Raw genomic sequence first — 17,083 nt, 5'->3', positions numbered from 1 at the left:
ATCTGCGATACCAATGGGGCCAAGTTAGGAAATATCTGGAAAACAGATGGATGGCCGTCTCGCTCGACCAGCTTCAGGCCTTCGTGGCGGCGGCCGAGGCCGGGTCGTTCTCGGGCGCCGCCCGTGTTTTGCGGAAGGCGCAATCGGCCATCAGCACGCAAGTGGCCAACCTCGAGACCGATCTGGGGCTGGCGCTGTTCAGCCGGACGGGCCGGAACCCGGTGCTGACACCGGCAGGAGAGCGCCTGCTGTTGGAGGCGCGCGTGGTGCTCGACCGGCGCGAGCACCTGATCGGCGTGGCGAGCAGCCTGGAGCAGCGGGTCGAGAACCGGCTGGTCGTCGCCATCGACGAGCTCTACCCCGAGCACGCGCTCGGCGCCCTCTTCGCCGAGTTCGCTCAGGCCTTCCCCTTCGTGGAACTGGAACTGCTCTTCCCGCTGATGGAGGATGTCAGCCGCATGGTGCAGTCGGGCGCCGCCGACCTCGGCGTGATGTGGCGCCAGGAGGTCCTACCGACGGAACTCGGCTTCCAGACCATCGGCTGGGTGCCGCTCAAGCTCGTCTGCGGACGCGACCACCCCCTCGCCAAGGCGCGGGTGGAGTGGGAGGAGTTGAAGCGCCACCGCCAGATCCTTGTGGCCGCGCGCAGCGACGGACCGGAGAAGCGCCGTCTGCGGGTGGCGGCCGAGGTGTGGTGGGTCGAGAGCCACTGGGTGATCCTGGAGATGGTGAAGCACGGAATCGGCTGGGCTTTCGTCACCGATCACGTCATCGCCTCGTCCCTCACCGCACCTGATCTCGTCACGCCGGACCTGCAGTTCGACAAGGGCGACTGGCCCATCGCCCTCGAACTGGTCTGGCACAAGCAGCGGCCCTGCGGGCCTGCCGCCGCATGGCTCCGTGAGCGCTTCGCGGCGGAGAGGATCGGCAGCGTGTCACAAGGCGACCGGACAAGCTGAGGAGCGGGTTGCGGAGGCGGCGGAGGCGGTGAGCGGTGCCCGTTCTACGTTCCTTCGGGCCACCGCGCTTACGCGACCCGGACGCGGTTCCGGCCGTCGGACTTGGCGTCGTAGAGAGCCTTGTCGGCGCGCTCCAGGCTCTCGCTCAACGCCTCGCCGGCCCCGAGCATCGCGACGCCGATGCTTACCGTGATCGGAACGGCCGATCCATTCCAGGCGATGGGCGCGCCGCCGACCGCGCGGCGCAGACGTTCGGCGAGATAGGTCGTCGCGTTGTGATCGCGCCCCGGCAGCACGATTCCGAACTCCTCGCCGCCCAACCGCGCGAGATGGCCGCCCTCGGGCAGGAGCGCGGTCGCCCGCGCGGCGAAGTCGCGCAACACCGCGTCGCCCGCAGCATGTCCGAACCGGTCATTGATCGCTTTGAAGTGGTCGAGGTCCGCAACGATGATGCCGGCCTCCGACACGCTCCCGGTCTCGGACGCGAGGCCCTGCCGGTTCAGTGCGCCCGTCAAGGCATCCGTCCGCGCCATCCGCGCGACGGCGGCATAGGCCCGCTCCGCCTCCAGGGCGAGAATCGCCGTGGTGAGGAGGATGGAGGTGATGTGATCGACGATGAAGATGGCGATGACGGACAGGCGGACCGACGGCTCGGACACCGGGAGCAGGGGCAGGCAGATCACCAGCGCGATTGCGAGCAGGGCCCCGGCGACCAGGTGGCGCAGCGGGGATCGCCGCGGTGAACTTCGCAGGACATAAACGGCCGCCGCAGCCTCGTGGATGGCGTAGGCGATCGTGCTGCCAGCATTGACCGCGGTGGGGCTGGCGTCCGCGAGCGTGAGCCCGAGATGCGTGACCGTGGGGAGCAGGAACAGGCCGATCATCGGCCCCGTCACCGCCGGGCGTCCGTCGAAGAGCCGAAGCCCGATCCAGAAGGCCGCCCCGGCGAGCGACCAGCCGAACGGCGACCAGATGCTGCCGTAATAACCGAAATCCACGAACCACACGGCCATGGTCGCGCAGACTGCGTAACTCGCGCCGAAGCAGAGGAAGTAGGTCTTCTGCCGGTTCAGCAGCCACGCGCAGAGAAAGATCGCGGCACAGGCGCCGAAGACCAGGAAATCGGTGAACTGCAGGGTGGGAACCGACAAGTCCGTCATTGCCCGCGCCTCCCTGCTGTACAGTGCGGTTTTGGCTCAGGTCGCGTGAAAGGTTCCCTTCATCGGTCGGGCGTTGCGATTTTGCGGTTAAGAAAATCCTGACGGACTGAGCGCGAGGGCGCAGGTGGCGGCAGCGCTTGCGATGCGGGGCAAGACGAGGTGCGCCCCAGGGCCGGCGCAGGCCAGGGCCGCGGCCTCCGCCACCGAGCCGACCCCGCGGCTCGCCTCGATCCGCGCTGAGCGGGTCACGACCCGTGCATCGGCCCCCGTCAGCGTCGCCGCATCAAGCGCTGTTGGCGCGAGGCCGAAGGCAGCGGCGGCCTCGCGGATTGCCGGTTCGCCGGCCCGGTCCGCGGCGGTGGCGATGGCACTCAGCTGTTCGGATGCGAGCCCGGCCTCGGCAAGTGCCCGGTTCAGCAGCGCGACGATCTCCGCGGTCGTCGTGGCCCGGCGGAAACCGATGCCGGCGACGAGGCGGGGCGGCGTCACGGCTTCGTCCAGACCCACTGGGTGATCGGCATGGCCGGGCGCCAGCCGGTGAGGCCGCCGACCGGCACGGCATGGGCGACGGAGAGCCGCCGCAGGGCGCCGCCGGCTTGCGCGAAGGCCGCGAGCAGGGCGGCCTCGCCCTCCAGGGTGACGGCGTTGGCAACGCAGCGGCCGTCGTGCGGGAGCACATCGCGGCACGCGGCGAGCAGGCCGGGCTCGGCGACACCGCCGCCGACGAAGACCGCCCAAGGGGAGGGGAGGGTGGGCAGCGACGCGTGCGAGCCGCCGACGACGACCTGCACACGGGGGCCGACGCCGAGCGCCCGCGCGTTGCGGGCGATCCGCTCGGCCCGGTCCGGTCGGCGCTCGACCGCGACGGCGCGGTTGGCGGGATGGCGCAGGCACCACTCGATCGAGACCGAGCCGGCGCCGGCCCCGAGATCCCACAGGGTCTCGCCGGCCCGCGGGCGCAGGGCCGCGAGCGTCACCGCGCGGATCTCGGCCTTGGTGAGCTGGCCGTCATTCTCGAACCACGTGTCTGCGAGACCGGGGCTCAGCGGGACGATCCGGGCGCCGGGCGCCGCTTCCACCGCGACCGCGAGGGTGTTGAGGGCGGCGATCTCGCTCAAGGCGAAATTTTCCGCCCGCGCCTCGCGAACCCGCTCGTTCGGGCCGCTCATGGCTTCGAGCACGGTCAGTTGCGAACCACCGAGCCCGCGCTCGGCCAGGAGATGCGCGACCGCCGCGGGCGTCGCGCCGTCCCAGGACAGGGCGAGAATGCGGGCGCCGGGCTGGAGATGCGGCACGATGCCGAACAGGTCGCGCCCGTGCAGGGTGAGGCACGCCGTCTCGGGCAGCGACCAGCCGAGCCGGGCGGCGGCGAGGCTGAAGGCGGAGGGCTGCGGGAAGGCGCGGATCTCGTGCGCCGGCACCCGCCGGGCGAGTTCGGCGCCGATGCCGTAATGGAAGGGGTCGCCTGTGGCGAGGATGCAGGTCGGCCGGCCGCGCCGCGCCAGGATGCCGGGATAGGCCGTGTCGATCGGGCTCGGCCAGGGCCGGGTCTCGGCGGCCAGCGGCGCCGCCAGGGCGAGGTGGCGGCGCCCGCCATAGACCACCTCCGCCGCATCGATAGCGGCGGCGGCGGAAGGCGAGAGGCCCGCCCGCCCGTCCTCGCCGATGCCGACGATGGCGAGCCATGGTGCGTGATCAGGCTCACGGGACGGCGCCGTCATGGCAGCGGCTGCCACAGGGTCGATTGCATGCAAGAAGTCCGCGATGACGGGAGCCGTCTCGCGGACTTCGTTACGCGCCCCCGGCCTGAACGGCCAGGGGCTGGGAGCGGGCTGCGCCTCAGCCCGCCGCCGGACGGGCAGCGAGCGGCAGGGCGACGTCCGGCACGGCCGGTCCGGGCACGCCGAGATAGGCGCGGCGGGCGGGCTTGAGCACGAACCACGCGAGTGCCGCCACCACGAGGTCGAGGCCGATGGCGATGCCGAAGACCGGCACCCAGCTTCCGACCGCATCGTGGATCAGCGCGGCCACGGGACCGCCGAGCAGCGAGCCGACGCCCTGGGCCATGTAGAGGAAGCCGTAGTTCGTGGTGGCGTGCTTGGTGCCGAAGGTGTCGGTGAGGGTGGAGGGGAACAGCGAGAAGATTTCGCCCCAGGCGAAGAACACGACGCCCGAGAGCAGGGCGAAGGCGTAGGCGTTCTCACGGAACATCAGCAGCAGGCCGATGGCGACGGCTTCGAGCGCGAAGGCCACCGCCATGGTGTTCTCGCGGCCGACATGATCGGAGACCCAGCCGAAGAAGGGCCGCGTCAGGCCGTTGGTGATCCGGTCGAAGGTGAGTGCGAAAGGGAGGGCTGCAAAGCCGAACACCATCGCGTCGGCGACGCCGAATTCCTTGGCGAAGGCGGAGAACTGCGCGACCACCATCAGGCCGCCGGTCGACATCATCGCCATCATGGCGAACATCAGCCAGAACAGCGGGGTCTTCAGCATCTGGGCCGGGGCCACGTCGCGGGCGGCGCTCGCCACCTTGTCGGCGGGGATGGCGGGGGTCTCGCCGGCCTTGGGCGTGCGCAGGCCGAGCGCTGCCGCGACACCGATCACGGCCATGACCGCGCCGAACACGAAAAGCGTGTGGCGGTAGCCCGAGCCCGCGATCATGTCGGTGATGGGGAAGGTGGTGGCGATGGCGCCCATGCCGTAGCCCGCCGCCACGACGCCGGCCGCGAAGCCGCGCCGCTCAGGGAACCAGCGCACCATCAGGCCGACCACGCCGACATAGACGATGCCGGTGCCCAGCCCGCAGAGCAGGCCGTAGGTCGCGTAGAGGCCCCACAGCGTGTCGGTGTAGGAGGCCGCGACCCAGCCCAGCCCCGACAGGGCGGCGCCGAGCGCGATCATCGCCTTGGCGCTGAAGCGCTCGATCAGCCAGCCCTGCACCGGCGAGAAGAACGTCTGAAGCACGATCAGCATCGTGAAGGCGACCTGCACGGCGGCGAGGCTCGCGCCGGTGGTCGCCTGGAACGGCTTCACGAACAGCGTCCAGACATATTGCGGACTGGAGATCGTCATCATGACGAGGAGACCGAGCCCGAGCTGGATCCACCGCGTCCGATCGGAAATTGTATGCATCATTCACTCCCTTCCGGCACTGGGCCATGGCAAGGGGCGTGCCAAAGAAGAACCTCAGGTTCGCGCAGTGACGAGCCAGCAGGCGGCGCCGAGTTCCACCGGGCCGGACCCGAAGCGGCCTCGGAAAAGCTCCGTGATGATTTTCGAGGCAGCGTCCTTCACGGCCGGCTCCCGCTCGCGCAGCAAGCGAGCGATGGGGCCGCGGGTCGCCACGAAGTCGGCCGCTGCCTCAGGGGTATCGCCAACCCGCATCATCCGATCCACGGGCTCGCATTCGACGGCGTGAAAACCGGCTGCCTCAAGAAGAGGCAGAAGCGTCTCCGGCTCGGCGAAGCGGAAGGGGCCCGGCGCGCCCGGCTGCGGTGCCTCGGCCTCGGGCAGGATCGGCAGCACCGCATCCCGCGCAAGGGTGACCCAGGCGTTCGCCGCCATGCTTCGCCAGCACAGAAAGTTCATCCGTCCGCCCGGAGCAAGAGAATGGCGGATGTTGGCGAAGGCCGCAGCGGAATCCTCAAAAAACATGATGCCGAAGCGGGAGAGGGCGTGATCGAAGCGGGCGCCGAAGGCATGATCCTGGGCGTCGGCCCGAAGCCAATCGATCGGGGCGGCGCCCGGCGCCTCCCGCGCCGCCCGCTCGCGGCCGACGGCCAGCAGCGGCTCGGACAGGTCGGCGGCGGTGACGTGGCCGCCGCTCCCGACCTGCCTCGCCGCGTGGAGCGCGGTGTCGCCCGCCCCGCAGCCGATATCGAGCACGCGGATGTCGGGCGTGAGCGCGGCGCGGGCGAACAGGGCCTGGGTAAAGGGCGCGAAAGCCGTGTCGAGCGCCTCGTGGTAGAGGGCCCAGCGTTGCCCGACCTCGCCGTTCCAGTAGTCGCTCTGGTCCTGGTTCGGGGTGCTCATGGTCGCTCCACTCACGTGACGTCCGCAGCCAGTGCTTCGAAGGCGATCGCCACCGCAACCGCGCCGGGATCGGGGTGGCCCTTCAGGTCGCGGCCGGCGAGGTAGCTGGAGCGGCCGGTCCTGGCACGCTCCATCCCGGCGGTTGCCTCGGCGCCTGCGCGGGCGGCCCGCGCCGCTGCGCCGAGGCCGGAGGTTGCCAGCGCCTCGATCGCCGGAATCGCCGCGTCGAGCATCGTGCGGTCGCCGGGGCCGGCGCCGCCGATTTCGCGCACCCGCGCGACGTCGGCGGCGCAGGCTGCCGGCCAGTCAGCACCCTCGGCGAGCGCTGCGCCTGTGGCGGTGAAGAAGATCGAGAGCAGCACGCCGCTCGACCCGCCGGTAGCGCGTCCGAGGCGCTCGCCCAAAGCCCGGCACAGGGCGGCGGGCTCGGCCTGGGGCAGCCGGTCGAGACCGGCCAGCACGGCGCGCGCACCCTCGGCGAAGGTCGAGCCGGTGTCGCCGTCACCCACTCGCGCGTCGAGAGCGTTGAGCGAGGCCTCCGCCGCGATCAGCGCCTGGCCCACCGCCTCGATCCGCGCGGCGACGCTGGCATCCCGCGACGGGGCCGGTGCAGGCCCGCCGGCCAGCCCCTCCGGCAGCGGCCGGACGATCGGCTCGCGTAAGATTCGGGCGTTCGGCCAGGCGGCGACCGGTGTCTCGGAGAGAAGGGCGGCCTCGATGGTGTCGTCCAGCGCCAGGAAGGTGAGGGAGGCGCCGTGCATGTCGAGCGCGGTCATGGCCGGGGAGGAGCCGAGGAGCAGCCGCACCCGCCGTCCGAGGTCGGTCGCGAGCACCGCCTTCGTCAGCACCGCCATCTCCAGGGCCGTGGTCGCGCCGAGATTGTTGACGAGGAGCGCCAGCCTCTCGGCCCCCGCAATGGGGGCGGCAAAGCGCGCGGCCATGCGTTCGGCGAGGGCGTCGGCGCGGGGTAAATCAATGCGCTCGATGCCGGGCTCGCCGTGGATGCCGAGGCCGAGTTCCGCCTGGCCTTCGTTCAGGCGCGGCTCCGGTTTCGAGCCTGGTATCGTCGCGGTGGAGACGGCGATTCCGAGGGTGCGCACCGCGCCGGCCGTGCGCCGGGCCAAAGCCGCCACCTCGGCGAGCGGCGCGCCGGAGGCGGCAGCATGGCCCGCGGCCTTGTGGACGAGGAGCGTGCCGGCGAGCCCCCGCGGCTGGGCCGCGTCCGGCAGGGCGATGTCGTCGGCCACCAGCACGGTCTCGACCCGGCGGCCCAGCGCACGGGCGCGCTCGGCGGCGAGGCCGAAATTCAGGCGGTCGCCGGCATAGTTCTTCACGACGAGGACGCAGCCGGCCTCGCCCGTCACAGCCAGGATGCCGGCAAGCACCGCATCGACGGAAGGGGAGGCGAACACGTCGCCGCACACCGCCGCCGCGAGCAGCCCCGGCCCGACGAAGCCGGCATGGGCCGGTTCGTGCCCCGAGCCGCCGCCGGAGATTACGGCGACCTTGCCGGACTCGGGCTCGGCCCGCAGCACGACGCGGATCTCGGGGTAGCCGTCGAGCCGGGCCAGCGCACCGCCGCTGCCCGCGACCAGCCCGTCGATGGCGTCGGTGACGAGCCCGGCACGGTCGTTGATGAAGTGGGACAAGGCGGAGCCTCCCGTCGCGCCCGCTTGTCGGTCGGACTTCGGCGGGAGGGTAGCTTGCATTGTCAGCGGGGCAAGCCGCGTCTCAGCTCAAAGCCCCGCCGCGCCGCCGTCGGAGCGCGGATCGTGCGTCGCTTCGATCCGCCCGTTCTTGAGGTGGCGCACCAGCATGCCGGCATGACCCAGCGAGTCGATATAGGCGCCGCCCAGTTCCTCGATGTCGTGCCCCATCCGCTTGAGCGCCGCGATACAGGCCGGATCGAACCGGTCCTCGACCTTCACGCTCAGCGACTCTGCGCCCCAGGTGCGGCCGTAGAGCAGGCGCGGCGCGTCGACCGCATCGGCCACCGACATCCCGTAATCGGCGTAGCGGGTGAAGATCTGCGCCTGGAACTGCGGCTGCCCGTCGCCGCCCATGGAGCCGTAGGACATGACTCGGCCGTCGTCGAAGGCGGCCAAAGCCGGGATCAGGGTGTGGAACGGGCGCCGGCCCGGCTCCAGCGGGTTCACGGCGTTGGCATCGAGCGAGAACGACATGCCACGGTTCTGCCAGCAGATGCCGGTTCCCGGCAGCACCGTGCCGGAGCCGTATTCCCAGTAGACCGACTGGATGAAGGAGACGGCCATGCCCTCGTTGTCGATCGCGCCCATCCAGACGGTGTCGCCCTCGCCCGAGCGGACCGGGATGCTCGCCGCACGCCGCATGTCGATCAGCGCGGCCTCGCGGTCGAGGCGCTTCGGATCGAGGAAGGCGGCCGGGTCGCCCGTGAGGCGGTCGAAGTCGGTGACGAAGCGGTCGCGGATGGCGAAGGCGCGCTTCGTCGCCTCGATCAACCCGTGATAATGCGCGGTGCTCTCCGGCTCGGCGATCTTCAGCCGGTCGAAGATCCCGAGGATGATCAGCGCCGCGAGGCCCTGGGTCGGCGGCGGGAAGTTGTAGAGTGTGGCGTCGCGCCGCCGCAGCGTCAGGGGCGCCCGCTCCTTGGCGGCGTAGGCGGCGAGGTCGGCTCGGGTGACGGGGGCGCCGAGACGTTCCAAGTCGCTGGCGATCTCTCGGCCGATATCGCCCCGGTAGAAGTCGTCGAGCCCGGCATGGGCGAGCTGGGCCAGGGTGTCGGCGAGCTTCGGCTGCGCCCGGATCGCGCCCGCCGCGTAGGGCTTGCCGTCATCGAGATAGGTCGCGGCGAAATTCGGCGCGTCGTGGAGCGTGTCGAGCTCCTTCGGGACGTAGCGCGCCTCCGAGGCCGAGACCGGGCACCCCTGGCGGGCGTGGCGGATGGCGTCGGCGAGGATCGTGTCGAGGGGGAGCCGGCCGCCGAAGGCGTGCGCCATGTCGAGGGCGAGGCGCCAGCCTCCGATGGTGCCGGCCACCGTCACGGCCGCGTCGGGGCCGCGGGAGGGGATCGCCTCGAGCTCCTTCTCGCGGTAGCGGGCGCGGGTCGCGAGCCGGCCGGCCGGGCCGCAGGCCTCGATGCCGCGCACGCGGCCGTTCCGCTCGCGGATCAGCCAGAAGCCGTCGCCGCCGATGCCGTTCATGTGCGGGTAGACCACCGCGATGGCGGCGGCCATGGCGACCATCGCCTCGATGGCGTTGCCGCCCTGCGCCAGCACGTTCTGGCCGGCGGTCGCCGCCAGCGCGTGGGGGGCGGCGACGGCCGCATTGGCGAAGACGGGCGTGTCGGGCATGACGGACTCTGACGAAACCTGAGATCGGACGGGCCGAGAGGCCCGATCAGGACCACGCGTCGGCGTGAAGGGCAACTGCCGCGCGCGCCGCCACGGCGCACCCCCGGCATTCCCCGGCCGCGCGATCGGCTCTTGCAGGATCGCAGGTGGCTCCGGATGCGCGCTCAGGATGCGTCGGAGCCGAGCGGATTATCGAAACGCCGGAATGGTTCCGGGCTGCACCTCTGCCTTTCAGCAAATGTTGCAGAAAAGGAACTGCGCCGATGCGGGCGGGATGACATGATCGCCCTCGCGAATCGGCAGGTATCTCCGCACATGAAGCAGAACGAACGGGCGATCCTTCAGGATCGTGTGAGAACACTTGTCTTGCGCCATGCTCTGGAGGCCGCGCTTCAGCGTTTGTCTCATCTTTCCGGTGCGAGTGCCGAGGAAGAGCTGTTGCGGCTCGAGCATTCCATTGTCTTCGCGACGCGCCGCGTCGGCGAAGTTCCGGGCAATATGCAGCTCGCCGCTCTGGTCGCCGTCGAGGATGCGGTGACAGCGATCCGCACCGCGTTCGACACCGTGCACCAACGCATCGAGTCCGCGCCGGCCGTGAGCGCGGCATCGCCGACGGCTTTGGCGGCCTGAACCGCGACAATTTCGCCGCCGACATACGCCCGCGGCGATTGAATTGCCGTCTCGCCATGGGCATATCGCCCCCGCTTTTTCGCGTGTTCCACCGAACACCCGCCGCATCGGCGCGGGGGTTCCGGTGCGGCACGCCAGACGGGGAGAGTGGCCTTTGAGCGAGACGGTAGAGCGGCACGAATTCGGTGCCGAGGTCGGGCGCCTGTTGGACCTCGTCGTCCATGCGCTCTATTCCGACCGCGAGATTTTCCTGCGCGAGTTGGTGGCCAATGCCGCCGACGCGACCGACCGGCGCCGCTTCGAGGCGCTGACCAACGAGGCCCTGGCGCTCCCTTCCAATGCCCGGGTGCTGATCGCCCCCGACAAGGCGGCGCGCACGCTCACGATCTCGGACGCCGGGATCGGCATGAGCAAGGAGGATCTGGCGCAGAACCTCGGCACCATCGCCCGTTCGGGCACCCGCGCCTTCTCGCAGGCGCTCGGCGAGCGGGCGGCGGAAAGCGGCGAGGACCAGCGCCCGAGCCTGATCGGCCAGTTCGGCGTCGGCTTCTACTCCGCCTTCATGGTGGCCGACCGCGTCACCGTCACCTCGCGCCGGGCGGGCTCGGACGAGGCCTGGAGCTGGGCCTCCGACGGCAAGGGCAGCTACACGCTTGAGCCGGCGAGCCGCGAGCAGCCCGGCACCGACATCGTGCTCCACATGAAGGAGGACGCCGACGAGTATCTGGAGAGCTACCGGCTCGACCACGTCGTGCGCAAATGGGCCGACAACATCGCCGTGCCGATCGCGATCCGCGATGAAGAGGGCAAGGAGGAGGCGGCCAACCGCGGCACTGCGCTCTGGCGCAAGCCGAAATCCGAGATCACCGAGGAGCAGTACAAGGAGTTCTACCGCACCGTCAGCCACGGCTTCGACGAACCCTGGGCGACCCTGCACTGGCGGGCGGAGGGCGCGCTCGAATTCACCGGCCTCCTGTTCGTGCCGAGCATGAAGCCGTTCATGCCGGTGGAGGACGACCGGCGCTCGAAGGTGCGGCTGCACGTGCGGCGCATGTTCATCACCGACGAGGCCGAGTTGCTGCCGAACTGGCTGCGCTTCGTCCACGGCGTGGTCGATACCGACGACCTGCCGCTCAACGTCTCCCGCGAGATGCTGCAATCGACGCCGACGCTGCAGAAGATCCGCCGCGCCGTGACCACCCGCGTCATCAACGAGCTGTCGAGCCGCTCGAAGAACGCGGAGAAGGCGGACGAATACCAGAAGTTCTTCGAGAACTTCGGGCCGGTGCTGAAGGAAGGCATCTACGAGGATTTCGAGCGCCGCGCCGAGATCGCGCCGCTGCTGCGCTTCCGCTCCTCGACGGAAGGTGGCTGGACCTCGTTGCCCGACTACGTCTCGCGGATGAAGCCGGAGCAGGAGGCGATCTACTACCTTGCCGCCGACGACGTGGAGGCGCTCAAGAACTCCGCCCAGCTCGAAGGTTTTCGCGCCCGCGGCGTCGAGGTTCTGCTGCTCTCCGACCACGTCGATGCGTTCTGGCCGGAGCAGTTGGGCAAGTTCGAGGACAAGCCCCTGCGCTCGGTCACGCAGGGCTCGGCCGACCTCGCCAAGCTCAAGCCCGAGGGTGAGACGGCCGAGGAGGCGCCCGCGCTCGACACGCTCGTCGCCGCCCTCAAGCTCGCGCTGGAGCCGGACGTGTCCGACGTGCGGACCACCGACCGACTCGTCGACAGCGCCGTGGTGCTCGCCGCCTCCGGCATGGGGCCGGACCTCCAGATGCAGCGCCTGCTGCGCCGGGCCGGCCGCGGTTTCGGCGGTTCCGCCCCGATCCTGGAGATCAACCCGCGCCACGCCCTGATCCGTTCGCTCAACGAGCGGGCCGAGGCCGGCGCGGATCTGAAGGCCGAGGCCGGGACGTTGCTCGACCTCGCCCGCGTTCAGGACGGCGATACGCCGCGCGACCCGGTGGCCTTTGCCCGCGCCGTCGCGGCGGCGCTGGCGGGCACCGTCGCGAAGCCGGCCGAGCCGGCCTGAGACAAGAGCGGGATGCGGAGGATCAGATCCGCGTCCCGTCATCCCGCGGGGGCGAGCCGCAGCGGAAGCGGGCCACGCGCCAGCGGTCGCCGTGGGCGTTCTGCCACGCCGCCATTTGCGGCTGGGCCACCGACAGGCATTGCTGCGGGGTGACGATGTCTTCGTTGAAGCGGTGAACCCGCATGACGCAATGGGTCGGGTTCGCAACCATGCAGGTCAGGAAGTAGAGGCCGTAGAGCATGCGTAGGGGCTCCGTGCTGGCGTCGATCTCTCCTCCCCAGGGCCGCTTCTTCATGTTCCGCTCGACGGTATCGCAATGAGCGTGCCGGATGTTTCCGCCCTGGTTGCACGAAGCCGCAGTAACCTCTGCGTTTCAGGCCCGTTCAGGCTGGCACCGGCGGACTCCGCCTCCGTCTGAAGCGGCGGCGTTGACAGTCCCGCCGCATCCGCGCCAACACCGGGCCATGGCCGCAGACCCTATGATCGATCCGCAGACCGCCCGCCTCGATCGCCGAGTGACATGGAGCGTGATCGCTCTTGTGGCGGCAACCGTGCTGATCGGAACCCTGGCGCCACGCGCGGCCTACCCCCCCGCACCGACCGCCGTTCCGGCATCGGACCCGGCCCAGAATCAGAGCTGCGCCGAGTGGGGCGACGGCTGCAAGGTCTGTCGCCGAATCGGCGAGGAAACCGCCTGTTCGCTGCCGGGCATCGCCTGCACCTCCGGACCCGTGACCTGCCTGCGCAGCGCCGGGGAGCCGTAACGAGGGCTTGTCCCGGCGTGTCCGAAAACACGATGCAAGTCCCGGAACCCAGGCTCCGCTTCGCCCCGAGCCCGAATGGCCGCCTGCATCTCGGTCACGCCTATTCCGCCCTGCTGAACGCCCGCATCGCCCGGACACTCGGCGGACAGCTGCTCCTGCGCATCGAGGACATCGATCTCGGCCGCGCCCGGCCCGAATTCGTCGCGGGCATCCTGGCCGACCTCGATTGGCTCGGCCTTCGCTTCGATAGGCCGGTTCGCCGCCAATCCGAGCATTTTGCGGACTACGCTGCGGCCCGCGACGCGTTGGCGGCGAGGGACCTGATCTATCCCTGTTTCTGCTCACGGGGGCAGATCGCATCGGAAGTCGCGGCCCGCCAAGCGTGCGGCGCGCCGGTTGCGCGCGATCCCGATGGCGCCCCGCTCTATCCCGGCACCTGCCGCAGCCTGTCCACCGAGGAGCGGCGCGCTCGCATCGAGCGGAGCGAGCCGCATACCTGGCGCCTCGACATGCCGGCCGCGCTCCGAACGCTTTCCGATCCCCTCATGATCCGCCGCTTCTCGCCCGATGACGGCGCAGAAGAGGCGGTCGGGGCCGATCCGGCCCGCTGGGGCGATGCGGTGATCGTCCGGCGCGACGTGCCGACGAGCTACCACCTCTCCGTCGTCTGCGACGACGCTGTGCAGGGGATCACGCATGTCGTGCGCGGGCGGGATCTGGAAGCGGCGACCGACCTGCACGCCCTGCTCCAGCATCTTCTGCGCCGTCCGGCTCCGGCCTATCACCACCACGCGCTGATCCGGGCGGAGGACGGCGAAAAGCTCGCCAAGTCGAAGGGCTCCGCGTCGCTCGCGGACTGGCGCGCCCGGGGCGTGACCGCCGAAGATGTGCGGGCGCAGCTTGGGTTCTCACGGTTGTGTTGATCCTGCGTCTCACGGGGCTTGTGCCGCAGCGACCCATCGGGAATCCGTGAGGGGCGGCGAGCGACCATGAGGGGGCTGGGCACGATGCGATCGTTTCGCGCGATCCTGATTTTGTCGGCCTGGGCGCTCGCCGCGCCTTCCCTAGCGCAGGAAGCGGATCGCACCGCCTCGCCTGCGAAGGATGCAGCGACGATCGAGGCGTGCCTCAAGGGCAAGGAGACGTCCGCTAAACGGCGCACCTGCATCGGAAGCGTGGCTGGACCTTGTCGGGATACGCAGGATGGCGCCACCACGATGGGTATGAGCGCGTGCATCAGCCGAGAGCACGCGATTTGGGACAAGCTTTTGAACCGTACCTACCAGCAAGCGATAGTTGGCTTCGATGATGAAGGTAAGGCTTACTTGAAGGGTGCACAGCAGTCTTGGCTGAAATTTCGCAGCCAAACGTGTCAATGGTCTTATCACGTCTATCGGGGCGGAACCCTTGCCGGGCCGCTATCGAGCGAGTGCTTCATGGAGCAAACCGCACTCAGGACGTTCGACTTGATGGAGATCGTTGAGAATGGGGATCATTGACTTCTTTGCGGAGCGGTAAGGAAGGCCGCCTCACCGCATCGCGTCGCGCTGCGCCATCGCCGTGGCGGTCTTCGATTTCTGCATCGTCGCCTCGGTCTGGTCGCGCTGGCGCTTGAACTCGGTGAGCAGGCGGCCGTCGAGCTCGCGACCGCGCGGCACGCGGATCTTCATCGGGTCGACGAAGTGCCCGTTGATGATCACCTCGTAGTGCAGGTGCGCGCCTGTGGAGAGGCCGGTCGAGCCGACATAGCCGATCACCTGCCCCTGCCGGACGCGGCTGCCTGCGCTGACCCCGCGGGCGAACCGTGACATGTGGTTGTAAGTCGTGACGTAGCCGTTGATGTGCTGGACCTCGACCCGGCGGCCATAGCCCGAATCCCATTCCGCCTTGATCACCGTGCCGTTGCCGGCGGCCACGATCGGCGTGCCGATCGGGTTGGCCCAATCGACGCCTGTATGGAGCTTGGCATAGCCGAGGATCGGGTGGCGCCGGTAGCCGAAGCCCGAGCGCATGATGCCGTCGGCGATGGGTTTGCGGATCAGGAACTTCTTCAGCGAGCGGCCCTGCTCGTCGAGATAATCGATCGAGCCGTCATCCGGTGACTGGAAGCGGTAGACCTTGCGCGACTCGCCCCCGAGGTTGAGCGCGGCGTAGAGCAGTTCCGGCCGCTCCGCGGCGGCGGGGCCGGCCTCCTCGTCGTAGGTGTAGAACAGATCGATCCCGTCGCCCGAAGAGATACGGCGCTGGAAGTCGATGTCGTAGCTGAAGATCCGGATGATGTCCTCGATCGTCGGGCGCGGTACGTCGTGGCGTGCGCCGGTCTCGTAGAGGCTCTGGTAGAGCCGCGGGCCGCTGCCCTCGTCCTCCTCATCGTCGTCCGGCGCCTCGGCCTGCGCCTGCTCCCGGTTGCGCCCCCGCGACTCGTCCACCGGCGGTGCGACCGGTACGAACGCACCGTGATCGTTGATCGCTGCAATCGCCTGGACACCGCTCTCACCGAACAGCACCACCCGGGTCACTTGCCGCCCGTCACCGGGTTTCGGTCCGGGCGCGAATTGTGCGCGGAATTGCTGGCCCTCCGACAGAGCTGCAACCTTGGCCTTCCCGCCGAGCGCCGTGACGATGCCCGCGATCGCCGGATCGGAGACGTGCCCCGTCGCCTTGAGGACGCCGTCGAGGGTTTCCCCGCGCTTGAGCGCGAGGTCGCGTTCCTCGACCAGCGGGGCCTCGCCGGCGCGCAGCTCCACCTTGGCGAGCTTCGTCACGTTCTCGGGGACGACGAGCACCTCGATCGACTTGAAAGGGCTGTTGTCCTCACCGAGCTTGCCCTTCCCTTGGCCGCTCCCTTGGCCGTTGGCCTCGCCGAACCCAGCGAAGGCCGAGCCGTGCTGCAGGGTGCGCGAGAGCAGGATCTGGGGCGCCAGCGGCAGGGCGGTGCGCCGCCCGGCTTCCGCCGCGAGGCGCCGCTCCTCCTCGATCTGCGCGGTCACGTCCTCGTCCGAGAGCGCGGGCGCGCCCGGATCGACGGCGATCTCGGCAAGATCGCGTTTCACCACCGTGACCTCGGCGCCCGGCGCGTCCGCGGCACCGGGATCGGGCGCGCGCTCCTGCGGCTCGTCGGAGACGAACTTCATCGGGTCGAAGCGTGGGATATCGCTGGCGAACACGCCCGTCGACATCGACAGGTTGGACGAGATCCGGACGAAGGGACGGACCTTGATGATCTCCCGCTCGCCGAGGCGCACCGTCACCGGGGTGCGAAAGCTCTGCTTGGCCGAGGCGATCATCAGATTGCGGACGAGGCGGTCACCCTTGTGCGCGGAGGCGATCCCAGCCTCCTCGACGGCGGGTGCCTGCGTCTGCGGACGGAAACCGAGATTCGGCCGATCCGAGACGGCCGCAAGCGATGCATCGCCCTGAAGGGAGACGTGGATTGCCGCGCCCATCAGAAGCGCGCCGGTGATGCCGGTGAGAGCGCTGGCGCAGAGCCAGCGCAGATTGACGTCGCGCCGATCGATCTGCCGGGCATCCGCCCCAAGGAGGTTCAGCGGCGGTTCGACGCCTCGCGGCAGAGTCGGCGGGCGTTGCTTCGCCGCTGCCGCCGTTCCACCGATCTTCAGTCGCTCGCGCGTCACGGACTTCCTCTGCGTCGGCGCTTCGGACCGGTTGTCCCGCTCTGTCCTACCAGACTCGCGCTGGGCGAGCGACATGGGACTTCGCGGCACGACGCGCGGCCGACGGGACCGATGTCCGGGGCCAGCATGTCCAGATTGAGGCGGCGGGCTCCCTGCTGATGACGGCCCCCAAGGAGGCTGTCGTAAGGCTGTGATGTCCACGTGGTCGGATGTGGAACTTTTCTCGATTTGGCCGTTGACGCCGGATCGGTGACCCCATAGAAGCTGCCTCACCGACGGGGCGCCGCGGTCCACCGGTTGGTGGGTCGGGGGTCTTGTTGGTCTTCGGGATTGTTGGTGAGCGGAGCTGATCCGGGTGACTGGATCGGGCGATCGCTGTCATTCTGTTCCGGTGTGTCGGTCGATCCGGGCGCTGTGGCGCTGGTTTGGGTCGGTTGACAGAACGGTTCGCCGGCTCTAGACGCCGCGGACTGCCGGCGCCGGGTTGACCCGCGCTGCGGACTTCATCGCTGAGGGTGGGCTGACTGGGCCGGGCA

At 69.8% G+C, this 17,083-nt stretch carries 15 protein-coding genes; 6 read left to right on the top strand and 9 right to left on the bottom strand.

Going from position 1 to position 17,083, the window contains the following annotated elements; translation table 11 throughout:
- Positions 1 to 50 precede the first annotated feature (50 nt).
- Positions 51 to 959, top strand: a complete 909-nt coding sequence (locus tag MKK50_RS13260; RefSeq protein WP_499022880.1) for a LysR family transcriptional regulator — start codon at positions 51 to 53, stop codon at positions 957 to 959.
- Positions 960 to 1,027: 68 nt separating this feature from the next.
- Here MKK50_RS13260 and MKK50_RS13255 read toward each other — a convergent pair whose 3' ends face one another.
- From MKK50_RS13255 to MKK50_RS13225, 7 genes are all read right to left on the bottom strand, one after another.
- Positions 1,028 to 2,119 carry a GGDEF domain-containing protein gene (locus MKK50_RS13255; RefSeq protein WP_499022879.1) on the bottom strand — a complete coding sequence of 364 codons (1,092 nt, stop codon included), beginning with the start codon at positions 2,117 to 2,119 and terminating at the stop codon, positions 1,028 to 1,030.
- 87 nt (positions 2,120 to 2,206) lie between these two features.
- On the bottom strand, positions 2,207 to 2,626 hold the full coding sequence (locus tag MKK50_RS13250) for a cobalamin biosynthesis protein (protein ID WP_499022876.1): 420 nt from the start codon (positions 2,624 to 2,626) through the stop codon (positions 2,207 to 2,209).
- Positions 2,605 to 3,840 carry a precorrin-6y C5,15-methyltransferase (decarboxylating) subunit CbiE gene (cbiE, locus tag MKK50_RS13245; protein ID WP_499022874.1) on the bottom strand — a complete coding sequence of 412 codons (1,236 nt, stop codon included), beginning with the start codon at positions 3,838 to 3,840 and terminating at the stop codon, positions 2,605 to 2,607. The genes MKK50_RS13250 and cbiE overlap by 22 nt, the downstream gene beginning before the upstream one ends.
- Before the next feature lie 118 nt (positions 3,841 to 3,958).
- Entirely contained in the window at positions 3,959 to 5,251 is a 1,293-nt protein-coding gene (gene oxlT / locus MKK50_RS13240) for an oxalate/formate MFS antiporter (protein WP_253374125.1), read from the bottom strand.
- 54 nt (positions 5,252 to 5,305) lie between these two features.
- Positions 5,306 to 6,151, bottom strand: a complete 846-nt coding sequence (locus tag MKK50_RS13235; protein WP_499022872.1) for a class I SAM-dependent methyltransferase — start codon at positions 6,149 to 6,151, stop codon at positions 5,306 to 5,308.
- 11 nt (positions 6,152 to 6,162) lie between these two features.
- Entirely contained in the window at positions 6,163 to 7,800 is a 1,638-nt protein-coding gene (locus MKK50_RS13230) for a dihydroxyacetone kinase subunit DhaK (RefSeq protein WP_499022870.1), read from the bottom strand.
- An 87-nt stretch (positions 7,801 to 7,887) separates the two neighbouring features.
- On the bottom strand, positions 7,888 to 9,483 hold the full coding sequence (locus tag MKK50_RS13225; protein ID WP_499022868.1) for a gamma-glutamyltransferase family protein: 1,596 nt from the start codon (positions 9,481 to 9,483) through the stop codon (positions 7,888 to 7,890).
- Positions 9,484 to 9,798: 315 nt separating this feature from the next.
- Here MKK50_RS13225 and MKK50_RS13220 point away from each other — a divergent pair, with 315 nt between their 5' ends.
- Both MKK50_RS13220 and htpG read left to right on the top strand, forming a co-directional pair.
- Positions 9,799 to 10,113 (top strand): hypothetical protein, encoded by a 315-nt coding sequence (locus MKK50_RS13220; RefSeq protein WP_499023186.1) that lies wholly within the window; start codon positions 9,799 to 9,801, stop codon positions 10,111 to 10,113.
- A 154-nt stretch (positions 10,114 to 10,267) separates the two neighbouring features.
- Complete coding sequence (gene htpG / locus MKK50_RS13215; RefSeq protein ID WP_499022866.1) at positions 10,268 to 12,148, top strand: molecular chaperone HtpG; 1,881 nt, start codon at positions 10,268 to 10,270, stop codon at positions 12,146 to 12,148.
- 22 nt (positions 12,149 to 12,170) lie between these two features.
- Here the strand turns inward: htpG and MKK50_RS13210 are convergent, their stop codons facing one another.
- A complete protein-coding gene (locus MKK50_RS13210) occupies positions 12,171 to 12,443 on the bottom strand; it encodes a hypothetical protein (RefSeq protein WP_253373923.1) in 273 nt (90 codons plus the stop codon).
- A gap of 169 nt (positions 12,444 to 12,612) precedes the next feature.
- Between MKK50_RS13210 and MKK50_RS13205 the strand changes: the two genes are divergently transcribed.
- The 3 genes from MKK50_RS13205 to MKK50_RS13195 all read left to right on the top strand — a co-directional run bounded on the left by MKK50_RS13205 (position 12,613) and on the right by MKK50_RS13195 (position 14,411).
- Positions 12,613 to 12,912 carry a hypothetical protein gene (locus MKK50_RS13205; protein WP_499022864.1) on the top strand — a complete coding sequence of 100 codons (300 nt, stop codon included), beginning with the start codon at positions 12,613 to 12,615 and terminating at the stop codon, positions 12,910 to 12,912.
- A gap of 32 nt (positions 12,913 to 12,944) precedes the next feature.
- The gene (gluQRS, locus tag MKK50_RS13200) at positions 12,945 to 13,835 is read left to right on the top strand and encodes a tRNA glutamyl-Q(34) synthetase GluQRS (protein ID WP_499022863.1); all 891 of its coding nucleotides are present in this window, start codon (positions 12,945 to 12,947) and stop codon (positions 13,833 to 13,835) included.
- A 66-nt stretch (positions 13,836 to 13,901) separates the two neighbouring features.
- Complete coding sequence (locus tag MKK50_RS13195) at positions 13,902 to 14,411, top strand: lysozyme inhibitor LprI family protein (protein WP_499022861.1); 510 nt, start codon at positions 13,902 to 13,904, stop codon at positions 14,409 to 14,411.
- Between the two features lie 30 nt (positions 14,412 to 14,441).
- Here MKK50_RS13195 and MKK50_RS13190 read toward each other — a convergent pair whose 3' ends face one another.
- The gene (locus tag MKK50_RS13190; RefSeq protein WP_499022859.1) at positions 14,442 to 16,547 is read right to left on the bottom strand and encodes a M23 family metallopeptidase; all 2,106 of its coding nucleotides are present in this window, start codon (positions 16,545 to 16,547) and stop codon (positions 14,442 to 14,444) included.
- Between the last annotated feature and the right edge of the window lie 536 nt (positions 16,548 to 17,083).

This window comes from Methylobacterium sp. J-043, assembly GCF_022829505.1.
Lineage (GTDB): Bacteria > Pseudomonadota > Alphaproteobacteria > Rhizobiales > Beijerinckiaceae > Methylobacterium > Methylobacterium extorquens_A.
Note: the sequence above shows the minus strand (reverse complement) of the source record. Positions and strands in the feature narration are given on the sequence as shown.

Excerpts from the sequence above, each read along its gene's own strand:
- oxlT (WP_253374125.1), bottom strand. The coding sequence starts at position 5,251 with ATGCATACAATTTCCGATCGGACGCGGTGGATCCAGCTCGGGCTCGGT.
- MKK50_RS13235 (WP_499022872.1), bottom strand. The coding sequence starts at position 6,151 with ATGAGCACCCCGAACCAGGACCAGAGCGACTACTGGAACGGCGAGGTC.
- MKK50_RS13205 (WP_499022864.1), top strand. The coding sequence starts at position 12,613 with ATGGCCGCAGACCCTATGATCGATCCGCAGACCGCCCGCCTCGATCGC.
- MKK50_RS13220 (WP_499023186.1), top strand. The coding sequence starts at position 9,799 with ATGAAGCAGAACGAACGGGCGATCCTTCAGGATCGTGTGAGAACACTT.
- cbiE (WP_499022874.1), bottom strand. The coding sequence starts at position 3,840 with ATGACGGCGCCGTCCCGTGAGCCTGATCACGCACCATGGCTCGCCATC.
- MKK50_RS13225 (WP_499022868.1), bottom strand. The coding sequence starts at position 9,483 with ATGCCCGACACGCCCGTCTTCGCCAATGCGGCCGTCGCCGCCCCCCAC.
- MKK50_RS13210 (WP_253373923.1), bottom strand. The coding sequence starts at position 12,443 with ATGAAGAAGCGGCCCTGGGGAGGAGAGATCGACGCCAGCACGGAGCCC.
- MKK50_RS13195 (WP_499022861.1), top strand. The coding sequence starts at position 13,902 with ATGAGGGGGCTGGGCACGATGCGATCGTTTCGCGCGATCCTGATTTTG.
- MKK50_RS13255 (WP_499022879.1), bottom strand. The coding sequence starts at position 2,119 with ATGACGGACTTGTCGGTTCCCACCCTGCAGTTCACCGATTTCCTGGTC.
- MKK50_RS13260 (WP_499022880.1), top strand. The coding sequence starts at position 51 with ATGGCCGTCTCGCTCGACCAGCTTCAGGCCTTCGTGGCGGCGGCCGAG.
- gluQRS (WP_499022863.1), top strand. The coding sequence starts at position 12,945 with ATGCAAGTCCCGGAACCCAGGCTCCGCTTCGCCCCGAGCCCGAATGGC.